Annotated in this window: 20 protein-coding genes; 17 read left to right on the top strand and 3 right to left on the bottom strand. The window is 72.0% G+C overall.

Going from position 1 to position 20,022, the window contains the following annotated elements; all coding sequences use genetic code 11:
• The first annotated feature begins 5 nt into the window (after positions 1 to 5).
• The gene (locus tag ABT001_RS12105) at positions 6 to 1,298 is read left to right on the top strand and encodes a GDSL-type esterase/lipase family protein (RefSeq protein ID WP_351275725.1); all 1,293 of its coding nucleotides are present in this window, start codon (positions 6 to 8) and stop codon (positions 1,296 to 1,298) included.
• A gap of 73 nt (positions 1,299 to 1,371) precedes the next feature.
• Positions 1,372 to 2,808: a sialidase family protein gene (locus ABT001_RS12100; protein ID WP_351275723.1), complete on the top strand. Its 1,437-nt coding sequence runs from the start codon at positions 1,372 to 1,374 to the stop codon at positions 2,806 to 2,808.
• 52 nt (positions 2,809 to 2,860) lie between these two features.
• On the opposite strand, the gene ABT001_RS12095 is transcribed toward ABT001_RS12100, so the two are convergent.
• Positions 2,861 to 3,568 (bottom strand): FadR/GntR family transcriptional regulator, encoded by a 708-nt coding sequence (locus ABT001_RS12095; RefSeq protein WP_351275721.1) that lies wholly within the window; start codon positions 3,566 to 3,568, stop codon positions 2,861 to 2,863.
• Between the two features lie 162 nt (positions 3,569 to 3,730).
• Here ABT001_RS12095 and ABT001_RS12090 point away from each other — a divergent pair, with 162 nt between their 5' ends.
• From ABT001_RS12090 to ABT001_RS12065, 6 genes are read left to right on the top strand one after another with little or no spacing between them, the layout of a single operon-like run.
• A complete protein-coding gene (locus tag ABT001_RS12090; RefSeq protein ID WP_351275719.1) occupies positions 3,731 to 4,690 on the top strand; it encodes a dihydrodipicolinate synthase family protein in 960 nt (319 codons plus the stop codon).
• On the top strand, positions 4,687 to 5,631 hold the full coding sequence (locus ABT001_RS12085; RefSeq protein WP_351275717.1) for an ROK family protein: 945 nt from the start codon (positions 4,687 to 4,689) through the stop codon (positions 5,629 to 5,631). Before ABT001_RS12090 ends, ABT001_RS12085 begins: the two co-directional genes overlap by 4 nt.
• On the top strand, positions 5,628 to 6,308 hold the full coding sequence (locus tag ABT001_RS12080; RefSeq protein ID WP_351275715.1) for an N-acetylmannosamine-6-phosphate 2-epimerase: 681 nt from the start codon (positions 5,628 to 5,630) through the stop codon (positions 6,306 to 6,308). Before ABT001_RS12085 ends, ABT001_RS12080 begins: the two co-directional genes overlap by 4 nt.
• 58 nt (positions 6,309 to 6,366) lie before the next feature.
• On the top strand, positions 6,367 to 7,860 hold the full coding sequence (locus tag ABT001_RS12075) for a sialate:H+ symport family MFS transporter (protein ID WP_351275713.1): 1,494 nt from the start codon (positions 6,367 to 6,369) through the stop codon (positions 7,858 to 7,860).
• A 33-nt stretch (positions 7,861 to 7,893) separates the two neighbouring features.
• Positions 7,894 to 9,432 (top strand): 3-hydroxyacyl-CoA dehydrogenase, encoded by a 1,539-nt coding sequence (locus ABT001_RS12070; protein ID WP_351275711.1) that lies wholly within the window; start codon positions 7,894 to 7,896, stop codon positions 9,430 to 9,432.
• Positions 9,433 to 9,490: 58 nt separating this feature from the next.
• Positions 9,491 to 9,904, top strand: coding sequence for a VOC family protein (locus tag ABT001_RS12065; RefSeq protein ID WP_351275709.1), 414 nt, complete (start codon positions 9,491 to 9,493; stop codon positions 9,902 to 9,904).
• Here ABT001_RS12065 and ABT001_RS12060 read toward each other — a convergent pair.
• Together ABT001_RS12060 and ABT001_RS12055 are read right to left on the bottom strand one after the other, a co-directional pair.
• Entirely contained in the window at positions 9,823 to 10,584 is a 762-nt protein-coding gene (locus ABT001_RS12060) for a DUF6597 domain-containing transcriptional factor (RefSeq protein ID WP_351275708.1), read from the bottom strand. The genes ABT001_RS12065 and ABT001_RS12060 overlap by 82 nt on opposite strands.
• 26 nt (positions 10,585 to 10,610) lie before the next feature.
• Positions 10,611 to 11,738 carry a YihY/virulence factor BrkB family protein gene (locus ABT001_RS12055; protein ID WP_351275706.1) on the bottom strand — a complete coding sequence of 376 codons (1,128 nt, stop codon included), beginning with the start codon at positions 11,736 to 11,738 and terminating at the stop codon, positions 10,611 to 10,613.
• A gap of 17 nt (positions 11,739 to 11,755) precedes the next feature.
• Between ABT001_RS12055 and ABT001_RS12050 the strand changes: the two genes are divergently transcribed.
• The 9 genes from ABT001_RS12050 (at position 11,756) to cysD (ending at position 20,021) form a co-directional block, all read left to right on the top strand.
• Positions 11,756 to 13,393, top strand: a complete 1,638-nt coding sequence (locus ABT001_RS12050; protein WP_351275704.1) for an acyl-CoA dehydrogenase family protein — start codon at positions 11,756 to 11,758, stop codon at positions 13,391 to 13,393.
• A 261-nt stretch (positions 13,394 to 13,654) separates the two neighbouring features.
• Positions 13,655 to 14,947 carry a GAF domain-containing protein gene (locus ABT001_RS12045; protein WP_351275702.1) on the top strand — a complete coding sequence of 431 codons (1,293 nt, stop codon included), beginning with the start codon at positions 13,655 to 13,657 and terminating at the stop codon, positions 14,945 to 14,947.
• Between the two features lie 43 nt (positions 14,948 to 14,990).
• Positions 14,991 to 15,599: a GNAT family N-acetyltransferase gene (locus ABT001_RS12040; RefSeq protein ID WP_351275700.1), complete on the top strand. Its 609-nt coding sequence runs from the start codon at positions 14,991 to 14,993 to the stop codon at positions 15,597 to 15,599.
• Between the two features lie 133 nt (positions 15,600 to 15,732).
• The gene (locus ABT001_RS12035) at positions 15,733 to 15,816 is read left to right on the top strand and encodes a putative leader peptide (protein ID WP_349817346.1); all 84 of its coding nucleotides are present in this window, start codon (positions 15,733 to 15,735) and stop codon (positions 15,814 to 15,816) included.
• A gap of 117 nt (positions 15,817 to 15,933) precedes the next feature.
• A complete protein-coding gene (locus ABT001_RS12030) occupies positions 15,934 to 17,631 on the top strand; it encodes a nitrite/sulfite reductase (protein ID WP_351275698.1) in 1,698 nt (565 codons plus the stop codon).
• The gene (locus tag ABT001_RS12025; RefSeq protein WP_351275696.1) at positions 17,628 to 17,807 is read left to right on the top strand and encodes a hypothetical protein; all 180 of its coding nucleotides are present in this window, start codon (positions 17,628 to 17,630) and stop codon (positions 17,805 to 17,807) included. Before ABT001_RS12030 ends, ABT001_RS12025 begins: the two co-directional genes overlap by 4 nt.
• On the top strand, positions 17,804 to 18,520 hold the full coding sequence (locus ABT001_RS12020) for a phosphoadenylyl-sulfate reductase (protein WP_351275694.1): 717 nt from the start codon (positions 17,804 to 17,806) through the stop codon (positions 18,518 to 18,520). Before ABT001_RS12025 ends, ABT001_RS12020 begins: the two co-directional genes overlap by 4 nt.
• Positions 18,520 to 19,089: an adenylyl-sulfate kinase gene (gene cysC / locus ABT001_RS12015; protein WP_351275692.1), complete on the top strand. Its 570-nt coding sequence runs from the start codon at positions 18,520 to 18,522 to the stop codon at positions 19,087 to 19,089. Before ABT001_RS12020 ends, cysC begins: the two co-directional genes overlap by 1 nt.
• Positions 19,086 to 20,021: a sulfate adenylyltransferase subunit CysD gene (gene cysD / locus ABT001_RS12010; RefSeq protein ID WP_351275690.1), complete on the top strand. Its 936-nt coding sequence runs from the start codon at positions 19,086 to 19,088 to the stop codon at positions 20,019 to 20,021. The genes cysC and cysD overlap by 4 nt, the downstream gene beginning before the upstream one ends.
• Position 20,022 lies beyond the last annotated feature (1 nt).

Genomic DNA, 20,022 nt, shown 5'->3' with positions numbered 1-20,022 from the left:
GCTCCGTGCGCAGACGTTCCGTACTCCTTGCCGCAGGCGCGGCGGCCCTGTCCGGCCACCCGGCCGGCCGGGCCTTCGCCGCCACCGGCGGCCCGCTCGTGGACCACCGGACGCCCGTGGACCTGGCAGGCCGCACGTATGTCGACCTGTCGTCCTCGGCGGGGGCCGTCGCCCCGCTCAGCACCGGGACGATCCTCGTCACCTTCCGCACCACGAGCCACAACCAGGCGATGACACTGATCAGCGCCTCGGACCCGTCCGCTCCTTCCTCCAACCTCACGCTGAACCTCACCGGCGGAGCCCTGCGGTTCTCGGTCCGGCAGAAGGGCGCCGTCCTCCTCGACGTCACGACCAGGACACGCTACGACGACGGTCGGCAGCACACCGTCGCCGTCACCGTCAGCGGCACCCGCACCCTGGTCCACGCGGGCGGCCAGGCGGTGTTCGACACGGCGACCCGACCGTTCTTCGGCAGTGTGTCGGGGCTGACCGCGCTGACGCTCGGTGGGAACCTGGACAGCGATCACCCGTCCGGCGAATGGTTCTTCACGGGCACCATCGAGCGGGCGGCGGTCTGGGGCCGGGTGCTCGGCACGGAGGAACTGGTCGCCCAGTGCCCGCGTCCCGTCGTCGCCGACCACGGCCGGATCTCCACGGCGCTCAACAGCAACACCCCCGCCACCTGGCTGTTCACCGGTGACAGCATCACCCACGGCGCCCTGCACACCAACGGCTGGCGCAGCTATCCGGAGCACTGGACCGAACGCGTCCGCTGGGAGCTGGGCAAACCCAAGAACCGCGACTTCGTGATCGATTCGGGGGTGAGCGGCGCCACGAGCGCCGAACTCGTCTCGTACTTCGGCGAGCGGGTCACCGCCTTCTCGCCGAAGGTCGTCTCGATCATGATCGGGACCAACGACATCGCGACGTCGGGCCTCGGCCCGGAGAAGTACCGGGCCCATCTCCTCTCGCTGGCCGGCTCGGTGCGCGCGCTGCCCGGGTCCCCGGCCCTGGTCCTCCGGGCACCCAACCCGGTCGATCCGGCCAAGTGGCCCGCCCGGGTGAACCTTTCGCAGTACGCACAGGTCATGAGCGAGGTCGCCGCGCAGCAGGAGGCCGTTTTCGTCGACCACTACAACGACTGGCTGGCCGGCAACGGCGGTCAGGTCCCCCTGTCCCTGCTCAGCGACGGGCTGCATCCCAACGAGCGGGGTCATCACCGCATCGCCCTGAAGATGATCGAAGAGCTGCAGATCTTCGACACCGGCAGCCGGGTGTGCACCCTTTCCGTCCCCTGACGCGTCGGCCCGTCACGCCACGCGCGCCGCTCCATCTCCGTAGCTCTCCCCCACACGAGAAGAGAGACCGTTCATGCAGCGCAGAGTCACCGTCGCCCTGCTGTCCGCCGCCGTCATGGTGGCCACCACGGCCGGCAGCGCCCACGGCGCCCCCGCCGCCGGCGAACTGACCTCCCAGGACCTCACGGCCCAGGGCGTCGGATCCCCCTTCTACCGCATCCCCGCGCTGACCACCTCCGTCAAGGGCACCCTGCTCGCCGCCTACGACTCCCGCCCCACGCTCGGCGACCTGCCGGGCAACCTCGGTGTCGTCCTGCGGCGCAGCACCGACGGCGGAACGACCTGGCAGAACCAGCAGGTCATCCGCAAGGAGGCCGCGCCCAAGGGCTTCGGCGATCCCAGCCTGCTCGTGGACCGCACCACGGGCCGCATCTTCGTCTTCTACGCGGGATCCGTGAACCAGGGCTTCTTCGGCTCGGCGACCGGCAACGACGAGACCGACCCGGATGTCCTCCAGGCCGACTACAGCTACTCGGACGACGACGGACTGACCTGGACGCACCGCCGGATCACCGGGCAGATCAAGAACCCGGCCTGGGGCGGGATGTTCGCGGCCTCCGGCGAAGGCATCCAGGTGCGCAACGGTACGTACGAGGGGCGGCTGATCCAGCAGTACGCCATCCGCCACAACGGGGCCAACTACGCGGTCAGCGCCTACAGCGACGACCACGGCGAGACCTGGAGGACGGGCAACCCGGTCGGGCCCGGCGGGGACGAGAACAAGACCGTCGAGCTCAGCGACGGCCGCATCATGCTGAACAACCGTTCCGCGCCGTACCGGACGATCGCCTACTCCACGGACGGCGGGGTCAACTACACGCCGTTCACACAGGACACGGAGCTCCCGGACCCGGCGAACAACGGCTCGGTCATCCGCTACGCCCCGGACGCGCCCGCGTCCGACCCGACGTCCTCCTGGCTGCTGTTCAGCAACACGGAGAGCACGTCCTCACGGAGCAACCTCACCGTGAAGATGTCCTGCGACAACGGGAAGTCCTGGCCGATCCGCAAGGTCGTCGACCCGGGAAGTGCCGCGTACTCGACCCTGACGCGACTGCCGGACGGCCGGGTCGGCCTGCTGTACGAGCGCGACAACTACCAGCACATCACCTACTCCTCGTTCGATCTGAAGTGGCTCGGCGGCACCTGCGCCGACATCACCATCACCCCGCCGGCCACCCTGAAGGCGGGCACGGCCACGGAGGTCACCGTCCGGGTCGTCAACCGGATGGACGTGACCCGCTCGGCGGGAACGCTCGATCTGACGGTGCCCAGCGGCTGGACGACGAAGCAGGTGGCGTTCCCGCAGGTCCGGCCGGGTGAGGGCGCGAACATCAAGGTCCCCGTCACGATCCCGGCGGGCGCCTCCGGGAGCGCGGGGCTCACCGTGACCTACAGGGCCGACGGCAAGCAGGCCTCCGGCAGCCGGACGGTGACCGTCACCCCGTGACACCCGGGGACGGTGGGCGCGCGGTGCCGTGACGTGCCGGGCTGACGAGCAGTCATCCCCGAGCGGGCGCGGACCGGGGTTCGAGGCGGGCCCTGATCCCGCCGAAGTGCGTACGCATGGCTCGCACCGCACGCACACCGTCGGCCGCCGCGACGGCCTCGACGATCTCGTGGTGCTGGGCGCAGGTGACGGCGGGGTCCTGGTGACCGTCGTCGACGTCCTCGCGCACCCGGTCCATGGCCGCCCAGAACGCGTCCAGCACCTCGCTGAGCAGGTGGTTGTCGAGCGAGGCGTAGAGCGCGAGGTGGAAGGCACGGTCGGTGGCCCGGGCGACCCGGCCGTGCCGGGCGGCCTCGGCCTCCATCGTCGCGACGAGGCCCCTCAGCACGGCCAGGTCCTCCGCGGGCACACCGGCGGTGACTGCGCCGACCAGTCCGGTCTCCAGCGCCTCACGCACCTTCATCAGCTCCAGCAGGCCCGGCTCGCCCTGCCCGTGCCGGACGGCGGCGCGGAAGGCCAGCCCCTCGGCGAACGGCGACAGGGAGAGGGAGCCGACGAAGGTTCCGTAACCGCGCCGGATCTCGACGACGTTCATGGCCTGGAGCGCCTTGAGTGCCTCCCGCACCGAGACGCGTCCGGCCGAGAAGAGCTCCATCAACTCGGCCTCGGTGGGCAGAGGATCGCCCGGTCCGAGCCTTCGTTCGAGGATCAGTTCCTTGATCCTTCGCTCGATGTCCTGCGCCATGGTGGGGCGGGCCACAACAGTCCTCCTGGGGTGTCGCCGGCCGCCGGCACCTCTTGACCGGTCGCCGGGGCATCTGTTTAAGGTGAGTCCAGACATAGGACATCTTACGTCTCATGTTTCGGTCCGCTGCCCTTTCGGCGGCGGACCGGCGTACCGAACGAGCTGGAGCCCTTCACCATGTCCTTGACCGCACCGCTGCACGGCGTCGTACCGCCGGTCTGCACCCCGCTCGACGACCGCGGGGAGATCGACACGGCCTCCCTGACCCGGCTCGTCGGCCACCTCGTCGACGGCGGCGTGCACGGGCTCTTCGCGCTCGGTTCGACCAGTGAGGTCGCCTATCTCACCGACGACCAGCGCGCCACCGCGCTGCGGACCGTGGTCGCCGCGGCCGGCGGCCGGGTCCCGGTCCTCGCCGGGGTCATCGACACGACGACCGCCCGGGTCACCGAGCACGCCAGGACCGCCGCGGAACTCGGCGCGGACGCCCTCGTGGCGACGGCGCCCTTCTACACCCGTACGCACCCGAAGGAGATCGCCGGGCACTTCCGCCGGCTGCGCGCCGCGGTCGACCTGCCGCTGTTCGCCTACGACATCCCCGTGGCCGTGCACTCCAAGCTCTCCGGTGCCCTGGTACGCGAGCTGGCCGAGGACGGCACCCTCGCCGGGCTCAAGGACAGCAGCGGTGACGAGGGCGGTCTGCGGCGGCTGATCGTGGAGCTCGGCGGGCGCGAGGGCCGGGCCCAGGGGCCCGTGCCGCACTTCAGCGTGCTGACCGGTTCCGAACTCACCGTGGACGCCGCGCTGCTGGCCGGAGCCGACGGTGTCGTTCCCGGCATCGGCAACGTGGACCCGGCCGGCTACGTCCGCCTGTACGACGCCGCGCGGGCCGGCGACTGGGAGCTCGCCGCCCGGGAACAGGAGCGGCTCATCAAGCTGTTCGCCATGGTCGACGTCGGTCCCGAACAGGACATGGGCCGCAGCTCCTCGGCGCTCGGCTCCTTCAAGCAGGCACTGCGGCTGCTCGGTGTCATCGACAACGGCGCCACCGCCTTCCCGCAGATCCAGCTGTCCGACGAGTCCGTCGCGCTGATCGCGGAGCGGCTGCGCGGCGCCGGTCTGCCGCCGGTCCGATGAGCGCGCGGCCGACCGGGGCCGCGGTGATCGGCCTCGACCTCGGCGGTACGAAGATCGCCGGCGCGCTCTTCGGAGCCGGCGGCACGGTACTGGCCCGGCACACCCGCCCCACCCCCGCCCGGGACGGCGCCGAAGCGGTGCTCGACGCGCTCGCCGCGGCGGCGGCCGAGGTGGACCCCGGCCGCCGGGCCACGGTCCTGGGCATCGCCGCCGCCGGGGTCGTCGACCCCCGCAGCGGCATGGTCACCAGCGCCACCGACTCGATCAGCGGCTGGGCGGGCACCGCGCTCGGCGCCGGCCTGGCGGAACGTACCGGCCTGCCGGTGGCCTGCGACAACGACGTACGCGCCACAGCGGGCCCGGAGCTCGCCGCCCTGCCGGGCAGCCACGCCTCGCTGCTGTTCGCGGCCGTCGGCACGGGCGTGGGCGGCGCCCTCGCCGTCGACGGGCGGATGCTGCACGGCGCCGCCGGTATCGCTGGGCACCTCGGCCACCTCCCCAGCGCGGAGGCCGCCGGGCTGCCCTGCACCTGCGGGGCCACCGGACATCTGGAGGTCATCGCCTCCGGCCCGGGCATCGCCGCCCACTACGCACGGCTCACCGGCACCCCGGTGGACCGGCTCGAAGCGGTGGCCGCCCGGGCGGCCCGGGGCGACGACGCCGCCGTGCGTGCCGTCACCACCGGGGCGACGGCCGCCGGGCGGGCCCTCGGCGGCCTCGCCAACGCGCTCGGCCCCGACCGGGTCGTCGTCGGCGGCGGGGTCCCCCGGATCGGTCCGCTGTACGGCGACGCGCTGGCCGCCGCCTTCGCCGGCGAACTGATGCCACCGCTGCGCGGACTCTCCGTCGCACCCCCGCGTTTCGGCCACGACGCCGCCGTACGGGGCGCCGCCGCCCTGACCACCGCCCTTCCCCTCCACCACCCGGGAGCACCCTCATGACCGCACACAAGCTGGCCGACACCCTCCGGGGGCGGCTGATCGTCTCCTGCCAGGCGCCCCCGGGCGACCCGATGCGGGAGACCGCCACCCTCGTACGTCTGGCCCTCGCGGCCGGGGCCGGCGGCGGGTCCGCGATCCGCGCCAACGAGCCCGAGGTCGTGGCCGCGATCACCGCGGCCGTGAACCTGCCGGTCATCGGTCTGTGGAAGGACGGCGACACCGGCGTCTACATCACCCCGACCGTCCGGCACGCCCTCGCGCTCGTCGAGGCCGGTGCGGCCGTGGTCGCCGCCGACGCCACCGACCGGCCGCGCCCCGACGGCTCCACCTTCGCCGAGCTGGTCACCGCCGTGCACGGGGCGGGAGCCCTGGTCATGGCCGATGTCTCCACACTCGCCGAGGGCATCGCCGCCGCCGGGCAAGGGGCCGACTTCGTCTCCACGACCCTGTCCGGCTACGTGCCGGGGTCCCCGAAGCAGACCGGACCGGATCTGGACCTTGTGACATCTCTCTCGGCCGCCATCTCTGTACCGGTCGTCGCCGAAGGCCGTATCAATACCCCCGAGGAGGCTGCCGAAGCCCTCGCCCGCGGCGCGCACAGCGTCGTGGTCGGAACCGCCATCACCGCACCCACCGCCCTGACCTCCCGCTTCGTCGCCGGCCTCGCCCGGCCCTGAGCGCCCTCACCACGCGGGAGGGCCGCCCGGGCGACCGGACGGGCCGTCCCGCCGCACCATGGAGCGCACCGTGCAGAAAACCTCCCCCACGCTCCCCTGGTACCGCGAGGTGAGCGGCACCCAGTGGAAGTCCTTCTTCGCCGCGTGGATCGGCTACGTCCTCGACGGCTTCGACTTCGTCCTCATCACGCTCGTCCTCACCGAGATCAGTGACGAGTTCGGACTGAGCACGGTCCAGGCCGCCAGCCTGATCTCCGGCGCCTTCATCACCCGGTGGCTGGGCGGCGCGGTACTGGGCGCCATCGGCGACCGGTACGGCCGCAAGCTCTCCATGGTGCTGAGCATCCTGCTCTACTCCCTGGGCACCTTCGCCTGCGGGTTCGCCTGGAACTACCACAGCCTCTTCGCCGCCCGGCTGGCCATCGGCATGGGCATGGCCGGGGAGTACAGCGCCAGCGCCACGTACGTCATGGAGAGCTGGCCGGCCCGCCTGCGCGGCCGGGCCAGCGGCTTCCTGATCTCCGGCTTCTCCGTCGGCTCGGTCCTCGCGGCGCAGGTCTACACCTGGGTGGTTCCCTCGCTCGGCTGGCGGTGGATGTTCTACCTGGGCCTCGTACCGATCGTGGTCGCGCTGTGGATGCGGCGCGCCCTGCCGGAGGCCGAGGAGTGGGCGTCGGACGTCGCGGACCGGGGCGCGAAGCCCAACCCCTTCAGGCCCCTGTTCCGGACCCCGCGGCTGGCCGTGGCCAACACCGTCCTGATCGTGGCCGCCACCCTGGCGCTCTTCCTGGTCTTCACCCCGGGCGGCGAGGGGCTGGTGCCGGTCCTGTCGGTGGTCGCCGGGCTCGCACTCGTCGCGTTCGCGGTACAGCTCGGCGGGAAGCGCGGCTGGCTGCTGTACGTCTCGATGATCGTGACGCTGTTCTTCGCGTTCCTGTACTCCTGGCCGATCCAGGCGCTGCTGCCCACCTATCTGAAGACCGATCTGGGCTACAGCGCCGAACAGGTCACCGACGTCCTGTACTTCGCGGGCTTCGGCACCATGGTGGGCTGCTGGGCGGCCGGCTTCCTCGGCGACCGGATCGGGGCGAAGAAGGCGTACGCGCTGACGCTGGTGGCCTCGCTGGCGTTCGTCTACCCGGTCTTCGCGGTGAAGGACGACCTGCTGGTGCTCGGCTGTCTGCTGTTCCTGCTGCAGGCCACCAGCTTCGGCATCTCCGGACTGCTGCCCCGGTACATCGGCGGCCACTTCCCGACCGCGAGCCGTGGGGCCGCGCTGGGCTTCACCTACAACGTGGGTGCACTCGGCGGGGCCGTGGCCCCGGTGCTCGGGGCGCATCTGGCGTCCGGGATGGACCTGGGCCGGGCCCTCGCCGTGCTGACCTTCGCGGGTACGGCGATCGTGGTGCTGCTGGTCGGCTTCGACGTACCGGCCAGGCTGAACCGGCTGACGGACCCCGACGCGCAGGCCGACCACCTGGCCGCGCCGTGTCGTGGCGGTGTTCCGACCCCGAGCGAGGATGCCGGCCCCGGCCGCGTCTACCCTCGCTGACACCCAGCCACCTCCCGAGAGGACGCCACCGCCATGCGCATCAGGATCGTCGGAGCCGGAGCCATGGGCCGCGGCATCGCCCAGTGGGCGGCGTCCGCCGGACACACCGTCGAGCTCTGCGACGTCCGTACCGAGGCGGTGACGGCGGCCGTGGACTTCGTACGCTCCATGCTGGAACGCGCGGCAGGGAAGGGCCGGATGTCCGCCGAGGACATGGCCGCGGCCCTGGAGCGGCTGATCCCGCTGGACGACCCGTGGGCCCGGGGCCCGGAGGTCGAGCTGGTCATCGAGGCCGTGCGGGAGGACCTGGACACCAAGGCCGAGGTCTTCGGGAAGCTGGAGCGGGCGCTGCCGGAGTCGGCGGTCTTCGCGACCAACACCTCCTCCCTGTCGGTGACCCGGATCGCCGCCTCGCTGCGGGATCCGGGGCGGATGGCGGGGCTGCACTTCTTCAACCCCGTGCCGCTGATGAAGATCGTCGAGGTCGTGCCGGGCGCCGCCACCCGTCCGGAGATCCCACCGGCCCTCACCGCGCTGGTCGAGAGCTGCGGACACCGCGCGGTCACCGTCGCCGACACCCCCGGTTTCCTGGTCAACCACGCCGGACGGGGGCTGGTGACGGAAGCCCTGGCGCTGCTGGAGGAGTCCGTGGCCGATCCGGCCGGGATCGACCGGATCGCCCGGGACGCCCTGGGACTGCGCATGGGGCCGTTCGAACTGATGGACCTCACCGGGCTGGACGTCACGGCCGCCGTGATCGACTCGATCTGGGTGGGCTTCCGCCACGAGGACCGGCTCCGCCCCTCCTACCTCACCCCGAACCGGGTGACCGCGGGCCTGCACGGCCGCAAGACGGGGCGCGGCTGGTTCGCGTACGGCGACGGGGCACCCGCGCCGGTGGCGGAACCCCCGGTGACGGGGGACGCGGACCGGGCGGTGTTCGTCGCGGGGGGCGAGTACGCGGAGGACTCGGCGGGGCTGCGGACGATGCTGGCCGACGCGGGAGCCACGGTCGAGTCCGGCCCTGCGCCCACCGGTGCCGCCCTGGTCCTCGTCCCCACCTGGGGCACCACCGTCGCGGCGGCGGTGGCCTCACTGGGGCTGCCCGCCGCGCGCACCTTCGGCATCGACCCGCTGCCCCCGGCGGGCCGCCGACGGGTCCTCGCGGTGACGCCCGCCGCCGACCCGGGCGCCGCGCGGGACGCCCGCGCGGTCCTGGCCCGCGCCGCGGACGGCGGGGAGCCGTACGCCGTGTCGGTGGTGCGGGACACCGCGGGTTCGGTCGCGCAGCGGCTGCTCGCCTCGGTGGTGTCCGTCGCCACGTCGATCGCGGAGCGCGCCCTCGCCACACCGGCGGACATCGACCTCGCCGTGACGACGGGCCTCGGATACCCGACGGGTCCACTGGCCTGGGGCGACCGGATCGGCGCCGCGCGGATGCTGGAGCTGCAGCGGTCGCTGCACGCCACGACGGGCGACCCGCGCCATCGGCCGACCCGCTGGCTCAGCGAACGCGCTCAGCTGGGACTGCCGCTGACGGACCCGGGCACCTCGCCGGCCGACTGCGCGTAGCGGCGGCCATGACCGTTCCGTACAAGACCCGTCCACGGCCCCGGCATACGGTCGTGTCATGACTCCACGACTCGACGCGATCTCCGTCACCACCGCCGACCTGGGTGCGTCTCTGGCCTTCTACCGCAGGCTCGGGCTCGACATCCCCGAAGGCGCCGAATCGGCGCCGCATGTCGAAGTGGCCCTGCCCGGCGGGCAGCGCCTGCTGTGGGACACCGAGGACGTCGTCCGCTCCTTCGACCCCGGCTGGAAGGGGTCCGGCGGCGGAGAGCGCCTCGGGCTGGCCTTCCTCTGCGACAGCCCGGCGGAGGTCGACGCGGTGTACGCCGATCTGACCGGTGCCGGCCACCGGGGCCACCTCGAGCCCTGGGACGCCGTCTGGGGGCAGCGTTACGCGGTCGTCCTGGACCCGGACGGGTGCGCGGTCTCGCTGTTCGCCGCCGACCCGCCGGGGTCCGTCACGGCGAAGTAGCGGCCGAGCGTCGTGCCGGCCAGGTCCCGCATCTCCCGGGCCAGATGGGCCTGGTCGGTACAGCCCGCCGCGTGCGCGGCCTCGGCGTAGGGCGTGCCCGCGCGTACGAGGGCCAGGGCGCGCTGCAGTCGCAGGACCCTGGCCAGTGTTTTGGGGCCGTACCCGAAGGCGGCCAGCGAGCGGCGGTGCAGCTGGCGGGCTCCGAGCCCGACGGCGTGCGCGGTCGCGGCGACGGAGTGTCCCTGGCGCAGCCGTGCGACGACGGCCGCGGTGAGCGGGTCCGCGGGTTCGGCTCCTGCCGCCCTGCGCAGGGCGATGCCCTCCAGCGCGGCGGTGGGGTCGTCGGCGGCTCCGATCCGCTCGGTGAGGCCCCGGACCTCCCGGCCCGGCCAGATCGCATCGAGCGCGATCCGCCGGTCGCGCAGCTCGTGCGCGGGGACGCCCAGCAGCGCGGGGGCGGTGCCGGGGGCGAACCGGATGCCGGCGCAGCTGCCGGAGAGCGCGGCGGTGGGGGCGAAGGCCCGGGTGTCGGGGCCGGCCACCAGCAGTCGGCCGCCCACCCAGAGCAGGTCCATGCAGCCGTCGGGCAGAACCGGCCGGCCGGGCTCACGCGGCCCGCTCCATGTCCACAGGGCCGCGCCGCCGAAGCGCGACGCCCGCTCCTCGTACCGTGCGCCCATGGTCACCGGGCCGGCCGGGACGGGGTTCAGGGGGCGTCCTTGTCCCGGTTCCCGTGCAGTCGGGACACCACGTCGTCCGGGGGCAGGAAGCGCGACCAGCGCTCGGGGAATTCGGAGGGCATGGACACGTCCTCGTCGTCGTCGGCGTACGCGTCCCAGTGGGCGGCCTGGGCACGGGCCACGAGCTCCGCGGCCTGCGCCGCCTTGAGCCGGTCGCTGGCCTCGCGGGCCGCCGCGGTGGCCAGCGAGGGCCAGACGTGGTCGATCGCCGCGTTCACCGCGGCACCGACGAGCACGGCGAAGGCCGAGATGCCTATCCAGAGCAGGACGGCGATGGGCGCGGCCAACGAGCCGTAGATGGTGGGTCCTTCGACCGTGCTGGTGAGGTAGATCCGCAGCAGGAAGCTGCCCAGCACCCACATCGCGAGGGCCACGAGTGCCCCGGGTACGTCCTCTATCCACGGTGAGCGGACGGGAACGGACACGTGGTAGAGCGTCGTCAGGAAGGCGATGGAGAGCACGATGACCAACGGCCAGTAGAGGACGGCCAGCACCTCGGTGCCCCACGGGACGAACTCCACCACCCGGTCGGGACCCACCACCAGCAGGGGCAGCACCACGGCCCCCAGCAGCAGGGCGATGACGTACAGCAGGAAGGCGAGCAGCCGGGTCTTGACGATGCCCCGGTGGCCGTCGAGGCCGTACATCACGGTGATGGTGTCGATGAAGACGTTCACCGCGCGTGAGCCCGACCAGAGGGCGATGGCGAAACCGAGGGAGATGACATCGGGACGCGCACCGGTGGTGACGTCGGCTATGAGCGGTTTGGCGATGTCGTTGACGCCCCGCTCGGACAGCACCGTCTGCACCGCGCCGAGGATGTTGCGTTCGATGGAGGCGACCGTGGTGGTGGCCGTCCAGTCGTCGACGTAACCGAGCAATCCGATCAGGCCGAGAAGCAGCGGTGGCAGGGACAGCAGGGTGAAGAACGCCGCCTCGGCCGCGAGGCCGAGGATGCGGTACTCGATGCACGAGTTGACCGTGTCCTTGAGCAACTGCCATGCCATCTGCCGCTTCGACACGTTGCGGTAGAGAACGCGAGCCCGGTGGAGCCGGCCCGGTGGCCGCTCGGGTGTTTCTTTTGCTGCCTGCACCTCCTTACCGTATCGGCATGGCACCTAGCACCCACACAGTGACCAACCAGGTTCCGCCGCTGGTCGGCTATGACGTCTTCGCCGGTGACCGGGCCCTGACGGAGGCCGTCGAGAGACATCTCGCGCCCGGAATCCGGGACGAGGTACGGGAGGAACTCAGCGCGCTGGGCCTGTCCGCCGGCTCCCTCCAGGCCCAGGAGTGGGGTGCCCAGGCGAACGAGAATCCCCCGGAGCTGCGCACCCACGACCGCTACGGTCACCGCATCGACGAGGTGGACTTCCACCCGGCCTGGCACCGGCTGCTGGGACACGCGGTGACCGCCGGGCTGACGGACGCCTGGAGCAGAGAGGGCGGCCATGTGCGGCGCGCGGCCGGGTTCCTGGTCTGGACGCAGGCGGAAGCGGGCCACGGCTGTCCGCTGTCGATGACGCACGCGGCGGTCCCGGCGCTGCGGACGGATCCGGCGTTGGCCGCGGAGTGGGAGCCGCTGCTGACGTCCCATGTGTACGAGGAGGGGCTGCGGCCCGCCACGCGGAAGGCCGGTGTGCTCCTCGGGATGGGCATGACGGAGAAGCAGGGCGGCACCGACGTACGGTCCAACACCACCCGGGCCGAGCCGCTGGCCGGAGAAGGGGAGTACCTCCTCACCGGCCACAAGTGGTTCTGTTCCGCGCCGATGTCCGACGGCTTCCTGGTCCTGGCACAGGCGCCGGGCGGGCTGAGCTGCTTCCTCCTGCCGCGGGTCCTGCCGGACGGCGCGCGCAACGCGTTCGCGATCCAGCGTCTCAAGGACAAGCTGGGCAACAGGTCCAACGCCTCCGCCGAGGTCGAGTTCGACGGGACGTGGGCCCGCCTGGTCGGCGAGGAGGGGCGCGGGGTGCGCACCATCATCGAGATGGTGGCGGCGACCCGGCTGGACTGTGTGCTCGGCTCGGCAGCACTGATGCGTCAGGCGGTGGCCCAGGCGATCCACCACAGCGCACACCGCAGCGCGTTCGGCGGGCTGCTGGTCGAGAAGCCGCTGATGCGCAACGTACTGGCCGATCTGGCCCTGGAGTCGGAGGCGGCGACGACACTCGGGCTGCGGCTGGCGGCCGCGTACGACGCGGACACGGAGGCGGAGCGGGCATTCCTGCGGATCGCGGTGCCGACCGCCAAGTACTGGGTGACGAAGCGCTGCGCCGCGGTGGTCGGGGAGGCCCTGGAGTGCCTGGGCGGCAACGGTTACGTCGAGGAGTCCGGGATGCCCCGGCTGCTCCGCGAGGCCCCGCTCAACTCGATCTGGGAGGGCTCGGGCAACGTACAGGCGCTCGATGTGCTGAGGGCGCTGCGGCGTGAGCCGCGGGCGCTCGACGCCTTCCTCACCGAGGTCGGGAAGGCGCGCGGCGCCGACCACCGGTTCGACGCGGCGGTCAAGGACCTGCTGACGGAGCTGGCGGACCTGGACGCCGTGGAGGCGCGTGCCAGGCGGCTGGTGGAGCGGATGGCCCTGGTGCTGCAGGGTTCACTGCTGCTGCGCTGGGCGCCGCCGGAGGTCGCGGACGCGTTCTGCGCCTCGCGGCTGGGCGGTGACTGGGGTTCGGCCTTCGGCACGCTGCCGCACAGCCTGGATCTGGCCGCGGTCGTGGAGCGGGCGAGGGCCCGGGAGAGCTGAGGGGGTACGAACGACGGAGGGTGGTGCTGCGCCGACACGGCACCACCCTCCTGCGCTTCTGCACCACCGCCCGGCGGGTCGGGGACTCCCCGCGCGGTGTTACCGCCACTCTCGTACGGTCCGCGGCCCGTCGACAGAGTTGCACGAGGTTGCAACCATTGCGTGGAGCGCGGGCCGGCGGAACGCCTGCACGGCAGGATGGGTCCTCGGGCCGGGATCCTCTGTGCCGGACCGGGCCACGCTCTGTTGGGGGGACCCGTCATGGAATCAGGCACCGCCGCCCGGGCGCGGCCGGGAAGTTCCTCGTACCCCGCGGTGGCCGAGGGCCGGGTGCACCGCGCGCGGGAGGCCCGGCTGGCGGGCGAGCGTACCGGGACGGTCCCGCGCGCGGAGATCGACGCGTCCTGGGACCGCGTGCTGCGCAGCGGTGTCGATCCCGAACAGTCCCCGGGGAGCAGGCTGCTGGAGACGGACGAGATCGAGCACCGGCGCAGGTCCACGGCGCTGGGTGAGATCATGCCCCTGCTCCGGGACGGGCTGGCGACCACGGCGGACGCGGCCCGGCAGATCATGGTCGTCTCCGACGCCGAGGGCCGGGTCCTGTGGCGCCAGGGCCACACGGCGGTGATGCGCCGGGCCGAGGACATCTGCCTGGAGGAGGGTGCCGCCTGGTCGGAGTCGGCGACGGGCACGAACGCCATCGGGACCGCGCTGGCCGTGCGCGCCCCCGTCCAGGTCCACTCCGCCGAGCACTTCATCCGCGCCCTGCACGGCTGGACCTGTGCGGCTGCCCCGGTGCGCGACCCCCGGGACGGCCGGCTGCTGGGCGTCGTCGACATCAGCGGGCCCGCGCGCACCTTCCACCCTGCGACGCTGGCGCTGGTCGGTTCGGTGGCGGCGCTGGCAAAGAGCGAGCTGCGCGCCCGGCACCTGGTGGCGATCGAGCGGCTGCGCTCGGTGGCCGCCCCGCTGCTGTGCCGGCTCGGCGGCCGCGCCCTGGTGGTGGACACCCACGGCTGGCTGGCCGCCGTCAGCGGGATGCCGCCCGTGGACCGGCTGCCGCTGCCGAAGTCTCTGGAGCCGGGCACGGTGTGGCTGGCCCCGCTCGGGATGTGCCGGGTGGAGCCGCTGCCCGGCGGCTGGCTGGTGCAGGTCGCGGAGGGTTCGCACGACCGTGCGCCGCGCCGGGTGGTGCTGGACCTGAGCCGGGAGCGAGGACTCGCGGTCCATGTGACGGGTGTGGTGGGCAGGTGGACGCGCCGGCTCTCCCCCCGCCACGCGGAGCTGCTGTACGCGCTGGCCCTGCACCGGGAGGGGCGTACGGCGGCGGAGCTGGCCGGGGACGTCTTCGGCGACGCGACCAGGACGGTGACCGTGCGGGCCGAGATATCCCGGATGCGCCGCCATCTGGCGGAGGTGCTGGCGCACCGGCCGTACCGCTTCGGCGAGGGCGTCGAGGTGGAGGTGGTCCTCCCGGACGTGCCCGGCGATCTGCTGCCCCGCTCGACTGCTCCGGTGGTGCTCAGGGCGCGTACGGGGGCGGGGGCGGCCTGAGCGCTTTTGGGCGGCGGGCCCGCCCCGTGGTTTTCTGACCGCCATGAGCAACGCCACGCATCCCGCCTCCGACCCCTCCGACGTCCCCCTCGCCGAGGTGACCGTCTGGTATCTGGAGCAGACGTCACCCGCCGACCTGAACCCCGCCGCCGCGCCCGAGGGCAGGGTCACGGTCGTACGGTCGGAGACGGCACTCCCGGAGTTCAGCCGCTTCCTGTACACGGCGGTGGGCGGGGACGTCCGGTGGACCGACCGGCTGGGCCACACGTACGCGCAGTGGCGGGAGTTCCTGGAGCGGCCGGGCTTCGAGACGTGGGTGGCGTACGAGAACGGGACCCCGGCGGGATTCATCGAGCTCGACCCGCAGGAGGGCGGGGCGGTCGAGATCGTCTACTTCGGCCTGATCCCCGCCTTCCGGGGCCGCCGGATCGGCGGCCACCTGCTGTCGTACGGCGTGGCACGCGCCTGGGACCTCGCCGGGCGTCATCCGGAGGTGGCCCCCACCGAGCGGGTGTGGGTGCACACGTGCTCCGACGACGGCCCGCACGCGATGGACAACTACCTGCGACGGGGGTTCCGGCTGTACGACACGGAGATCGAGCGGGAGCCCCTCGTCGATCAGCCCGGCCCGTGGCCCGGTGCGCACGCCTGATCAACCGCCGTCCGCGACGCCCTGTCGGCGGGTGGAGCGTGACCGGGACCACACATCTCACACTTCGGGACCATCTCGTCCACATGATGGATCGTGGTGGACTGGCCCGAGAGGCGCGTGACACGCTTCCGTCATGTCCGGAACTGGAATTGCCTTGGTGAGTCGGCGACACGTCGACCTCGGCCGCATGTCCAGCGCCATCTGTCCGGTCCGCTGAGAGTCTCCCAGCACCGCGAATTCCCGAAGTTCCGCTCCACCCCCCTGCGCACCGCCGCGCCTCGCGCGAGTGTGCAGTTCAGAGCCGCCCTCCTGCAGTCCCGAAGGACGTATCGCCATGGCCGCCAGCCCCGAGAAGCCTGCTACCGCCACGCCTCGCCGCAAGGCCGGACGTCACCGTGGTGAAGGTCAGTGGGCCATGGGTCACTTCACCCCGCTGAACGGGAACGAGCAGTTCAAGAAGGACGACGACAGTCTCAACGTGCGGACACGCATCGAGACGATCTACTCCAAGCGCGGATTCGACTCCATCGACCCGAACGACCTGCGCGGGCGTATGCGCTGGTGGGGCCTCTACACCCAGCGCCGCCCCGGCATCGACGGCGGGAAGACCGCCGTGCTGGAGCCGGAGGAGCTCGACGACCGCTACTTCATGCTGCGCGTGCGCATCGACGGCGGGAAGCTGACCACCGCACAGCTGCGCGTCATCGGCGAGATCTCGCAGGAGTACGCGCGGGGCACCGCCGACATCACCGACCGGCAGAACGTCCAACTGCACTGGATCCGCATCGAGGACGTGCCGGCGATCTGGGAGAAGCTGGAGGCCGTCGGACTCTCGACCACCGAGGCCTGCGGTGACTGCCCCCGCGTGATCATCGGTTCACCGGTGGCCGGCATCGCCGCCGACGAGATCATCGACGGCACGTCCGCGGTCGACGAGATCCACGAGCGCTACATCGGCAGCAAGGAATTCTCCAACCTGCCCCGCAAGTTCAAGACCGCGATCTCGGGCTCCCCGGTCCAGGACGTGGTGCACGAGATCAACGACGTCGCCTTCGTCGGCGTCGACCACCCCGAACACGGACCCGGCTTCGACCTGTGGGTCGGCGGCGGGCTCTCCACCAACCCGCGGTTCGCCGAACGCCTGGGTGCCTGGGTGCCGTTGGGCGAGGTCGCCGACGTCTGGGCCGGTGTCGTGGGGATCTTCCGCGACTACGGCTACCGCCGACTGCGCACCCGCGCCCGGCTGAAGTTCCTGATGGCCGACTGGGGTCCGGAGAAGTTCCGCCAGGTCCTCGAGGACGAGTACCTCAAGCGCCCGATGCTGGACGGGCCGCCGCCCGCACAGCCGTCCTCCCGCTGGCGCGATCACATCGGTGTGCACGCACAGCAGGACGGCCGCTTCTACGTCGGCTTCGCCCCGCGCGTGGGCCGGGTCGACGGCTCCACCCTCGCCAAGATCGCCGACCTGGCCGAGGCGCACGGTTCGGGCCGGGTCCGCACCACCGTCGAGCAGAAGATGATCATCCTGGACGTGGAGCAGGACAGGATCGAGTCCCTGACCGCCGGACTGGAGGCCCTCGACTTCCAGGTGAAGGCATCCCCCTTCCGGCGCGGCACGATGGCCTGCACCGGCATCGAGTTCTGCAAGCTGGCGATCGTCGAGACGAAGGCGCGCGGCGCCGCGCTCATCGACGAACTGGAGCGCCGCATGCCGGAGTTCGAGGAGCCGCTCTCCATCAACATCAACGGCTGCCCCAACGCCTGCGCCCGCATCCAGACCGCGGACATCGGCCTCAAGGGCCAGCTCATGCTGGACGGCGACGGCAATCAGGTCGAGGGGTACCAGGTGCACCTCGGCGGCGCGCTCGGACTGGAGGCCGGATTCGGCCGCAAGGTCCGTGGTCTGAAGGTCACGTCGGCCGAACTCCCGGACTACGTCGAGCGGGTGCTCGGCAGGTTCCAGGAGGAGCGCGAGGACGGCGAGCGCTTCGCGACCTGGGCCGCCCGGGCCAGTGCCGAGTCGCTGTCATGAGCGAGCGAGCCGCCCCGTTCTACTGCCCGTACTGCGGCGACGAGGACCTGCGCCCCCACGACGCCGGCCACGGCGCCTGGGAATGTGCTTCCTGCAACCGCGCGTTCCAGCTGAAGTTCCTGGGTCTGCTGACCCAGGGGCTGCAGCGCGACGACGTCGAAGGGGACAGGACATGACGGACACTCTGCAAGCCGGTCAGCTCACCGACGAGGCCCTGAGGGATCTGGCCGTGCGGGCCGGGCGCGACCTGGAGGACGCCTCCGCGAGCGACATCCTGACATGGGCGGCCGACACCTTCGGCAAGCGCTTCTGCGTCACCTCCTCCATGGAGGACGCGGTCGTCGCGCACCTGGCCTCCCGCGTCTTCCCCGGCGTCGACGTCGTCTTCCTGGATACGGGTTACCACTTCGAGGAGACCATCGGCACGCGGGACGCGGTGGACGCCGTGATGGACGTCAACCTCATCACGCTGACGCCCCGTCAGTCCGTGGCCGAGCAGGACGCCGAGTACGGGCCGAAGCTGCACGACCGCGACCCCGACCTGTGCTGCGCGCTGCGCAAGGTCAAGCCCCTGGAGGAGGGACTGACCGGGTACGCCGCCTGGGCGACCGGACTGCGCCGCGACGAGTCCCCCACCCGGGCGAACACCCCGGTCGTGGGCTGGGACGAGAAGCGCCGCAAGGTCAAGGTCTCGCCCATCGCCCGCTGGACCCAGGACGACGTGGACGCCTACGTCGCCGAACACGGCGTACTGACCAACCCGCTGCTCATGGACGGCTACGCCTCCGTCGGCTGCGCGCCCTGCACCCGGCGGGTGCTGGAGGGCGAGGACGCACGGGCCGGCCGCTGGGCCGGGCGTGGCAAGACCGAATGCGGGCTGCACGGCTGATGACGACTGATCAGGAGATATCGATGAGCGTGACGGAGACGGGAGCCACCGTCTGGCTCACCGGACTGCCGAGCGCGGGCAAGACCACCATCGCCTACGAACTGGCGGGCCGGCTGCGCGCCGACGGGCACCGGGTCGAGGTGCTCGACGGCGACGAGATCCGGGAGTTCCTCTCCGCGGGGCTCGGCTTCTCGCGCGAGGACCGGCACACCAACGTCCAGCGGATCGGCTTCGTCGCCGAACTGCTGGCCGCCAACGGCGTGAAGGCCCTCGTCCCGGTCATCGCGCCGTACGCCGACAGCCGTGACGCCGTGCGCAAGCGTCATCAGCAGGAGGGCACCGCGTATCTGGAGGTGCACGTCGCGACCCCGGTCGAGGTGTGCTCCGAGCGCGATGTGAAAGGGCTGTACGCCAAGCAGGCAGCGGGCGAGATCAGTGGTCTCACCGGGGTCGACGACCCCTACGAGGCACCCGAGTCGCCGGATCTGCGCATCGAGTCGCACCAGCAGACCGTGCAGGAGTCCGCAGCGGCGCTCCGCGCGCTGCTCATCGAGAGGGGCCTGGCGTGAGCACTGTCGCCACCGTGCCGGAAGGCACCGTCAACCCGTACGCGCTGAGCCACCTGGACTCCCTGGAGTCGGAGGCGGTACACATCTTCCGCGAGGTGGCGGGTGAGTTCGAGCGGCCGGTGATCCTCTTCTCCGGTGGCAAGGACTCGATCCTGATGCTGCACCTCGCGCTGAAGGCGTTCGCCCCCGCGCCGGTCCCCTTCACGCTGCTGCACGTGGACACCGGGCACAACTTCCCCGAGGTCCTCGACTACCGCGACCGCACCGTCGAGAAGCACGGGCTGCGCCTGCACGTCGCGTCCGTCCAGGAGTACATCGACGCCGGCAAGCTCCGCGAGCGCCCCGACGGCACCCGCAACCCGCTCCAGACGGTCCCGCTCACCGAGGCGATCCAGCAGCACCGCTTCGACGCCGTCTTCGGCGGCGGACGCCGCGACGAGGAGAAGGCCCGCGCCAAGGAACGTGTCTTCTCCCTGCGCGACGAGTTCTCCCAGTGGGACCCCCGCCGCCAGCGCCCCGAGCTGTGGCAGCTCTACAACGGCCGCCACGCCCCCGGCGAGCACGTCCGCGTCTTCCCCATCTCCAACTGGACCGAGCTGGACGTCTGGCAGTACATCGAGCGTGAGGGCATCGAGCTCCCCGAGATCTACTTCGCCCACGAGCGCGAGGTCTTCAACCGTTCCGGCATGTGGCTGACCGCGGGCGACTGGGGCGGTCCCAAGGAACACGAGAGGACCGAGATCCGCCAGGTGCGCTACCGCACCGTCGGCGACATGTCCTGCACCGGCGCCGTCGACTCCGACGCCACCACTCTGGACGCCGTGATCACCGAGATCGCCGCCTCCCGCCTCACCGAGCGGGGCGCGACCCGCGCCGACGACAAGATGTCCGAGGCCGCGATGGAAGACCGCAAGCGCGAGGGGTACTTCTAGA

Origin of the sequence: Streptomyces sp. NPDC002793 (genome assembly GCF_040295485.1) — a bacterium.
Lineage (GTDB): Bacteria > Actinomycetota > Actinomycetes > Streptomycetales > Streptomycetaceae > Streptomyces.
This window is presented reverse-complemented; position numbering and strand designations above follow the sequence as displayed.

Bases quoted from the DNA above. Each gene is read 5' to 3' on its own strand.
- ABT001_RS12100 (WP_351275723.1), top strand. From the start codon at position 1,372: ATGCAGCGCAGAGTCACCGTCGCCCTGCTGTCCGCCGCCGTCATGGTG.
- ABT001_RS12090 (WP_351275719.1), top strand. From the start codon at position 3,731: ATGTCCTTGACCGCACCGCTGCACGGCGTCGTACCGCCGGTCTGCACC.
- ABT001_RS12085 (WP_351275717.1), top strand. From the start codon at position 4,687: ATGAGCGCGCGGCCGACCGGGGCCGCGGTGATCGGCCTCGACCTCGGC.
- ABT001_RS12080 (WP_351275715.1), top strand. From the start codon at position 5,628: ATGACCGCACACAAGCTGGCCGACACCCTCCGGGGGCGGCTGATCGTC.
- ABT001_RS12075 (WP_351275713.1), top strand. From the start codon at position 6,367: ATGGAGCGCACCGTGCAGAAAACCTCCCCCACGCTCCCCTGGTACCGC.
- ABT001_RS12070 (WP_351275711.1), top strand. From the start codon at position 7,894: ATGCGCATCAGGATCGTCGGAGCCGGAGCCATGGGCCGCGGCATCGCC.
- ABT001_RS12065 (WP_351275709.1), top strand. From the start codon at position 9,491: ATGACTCCACGACTCGACGCGATCTCCGTCACCACCGCCGACCTGGGT.
- ABT001_RS12060 (WP_351275708.1), bottom strand. From the start codon at position 10,584: ATGGGCGCACGGTACGAGGAGCGGGCGTCGCGCTTCGGCGGCGCGGCC.
- ABT001_RS12050 (WP_351275704.1), top strand. From the start codon at position 11,756: ATGGCACCTAGCACCCACACAGTGACCAACCAGGTTCCGCCGCTGGTC.
- ABT001_RS12045 (WP_351275702.1), top strand. From the start codon at position 13,655: ATGGAATCAGGCACCGCCGCCCGGGCGCGGCCGGGAAGTTCCTCGTAC.
- ABT001_RS12040 (WP_351275700.1), top strand. From the start codon at position 14,991: ATGAGCAACGCCACGCATCCCGCCTCCGACCCCTCCGACGTCCCCCTC.
- ABT001_RS12035 (WP_349817346.1), top strand. From the start codon at position 15,733: ATGTCCGGAACTGGAATTGCCTTGGTGAGTCGGCGACACGTCGACCTC.
- ABT001_RS12030 (WP_351275698.1), top strand. From the start codon at position 15,934: ATGGCCGCCAGCCCCGAGAAGCCTGCTACCGCCACGCCTCGCCGCAAG.
- ABT001_RS12025 (WP_351275696.1), top strand. From the start codon at position 17,628: ATGAGCGAGCGAGCCGCCCCGTTCTACTGCCCGTACTGCGGCGACGAG.
- ABT001_RS12020 (WP_351275694.1), top strand. From the start codon at position 17,804: ATGACGGACACTCTGCAAGCCGGTCAGCTCACCGACGAGGCCCTGAGG.
- cysC (WP_351275692.1), top strand. From the start codon at position 18,520: ATGACGACTGATCAGGAGATATCGATGAGCGTGACGGAGACGGGAGCC.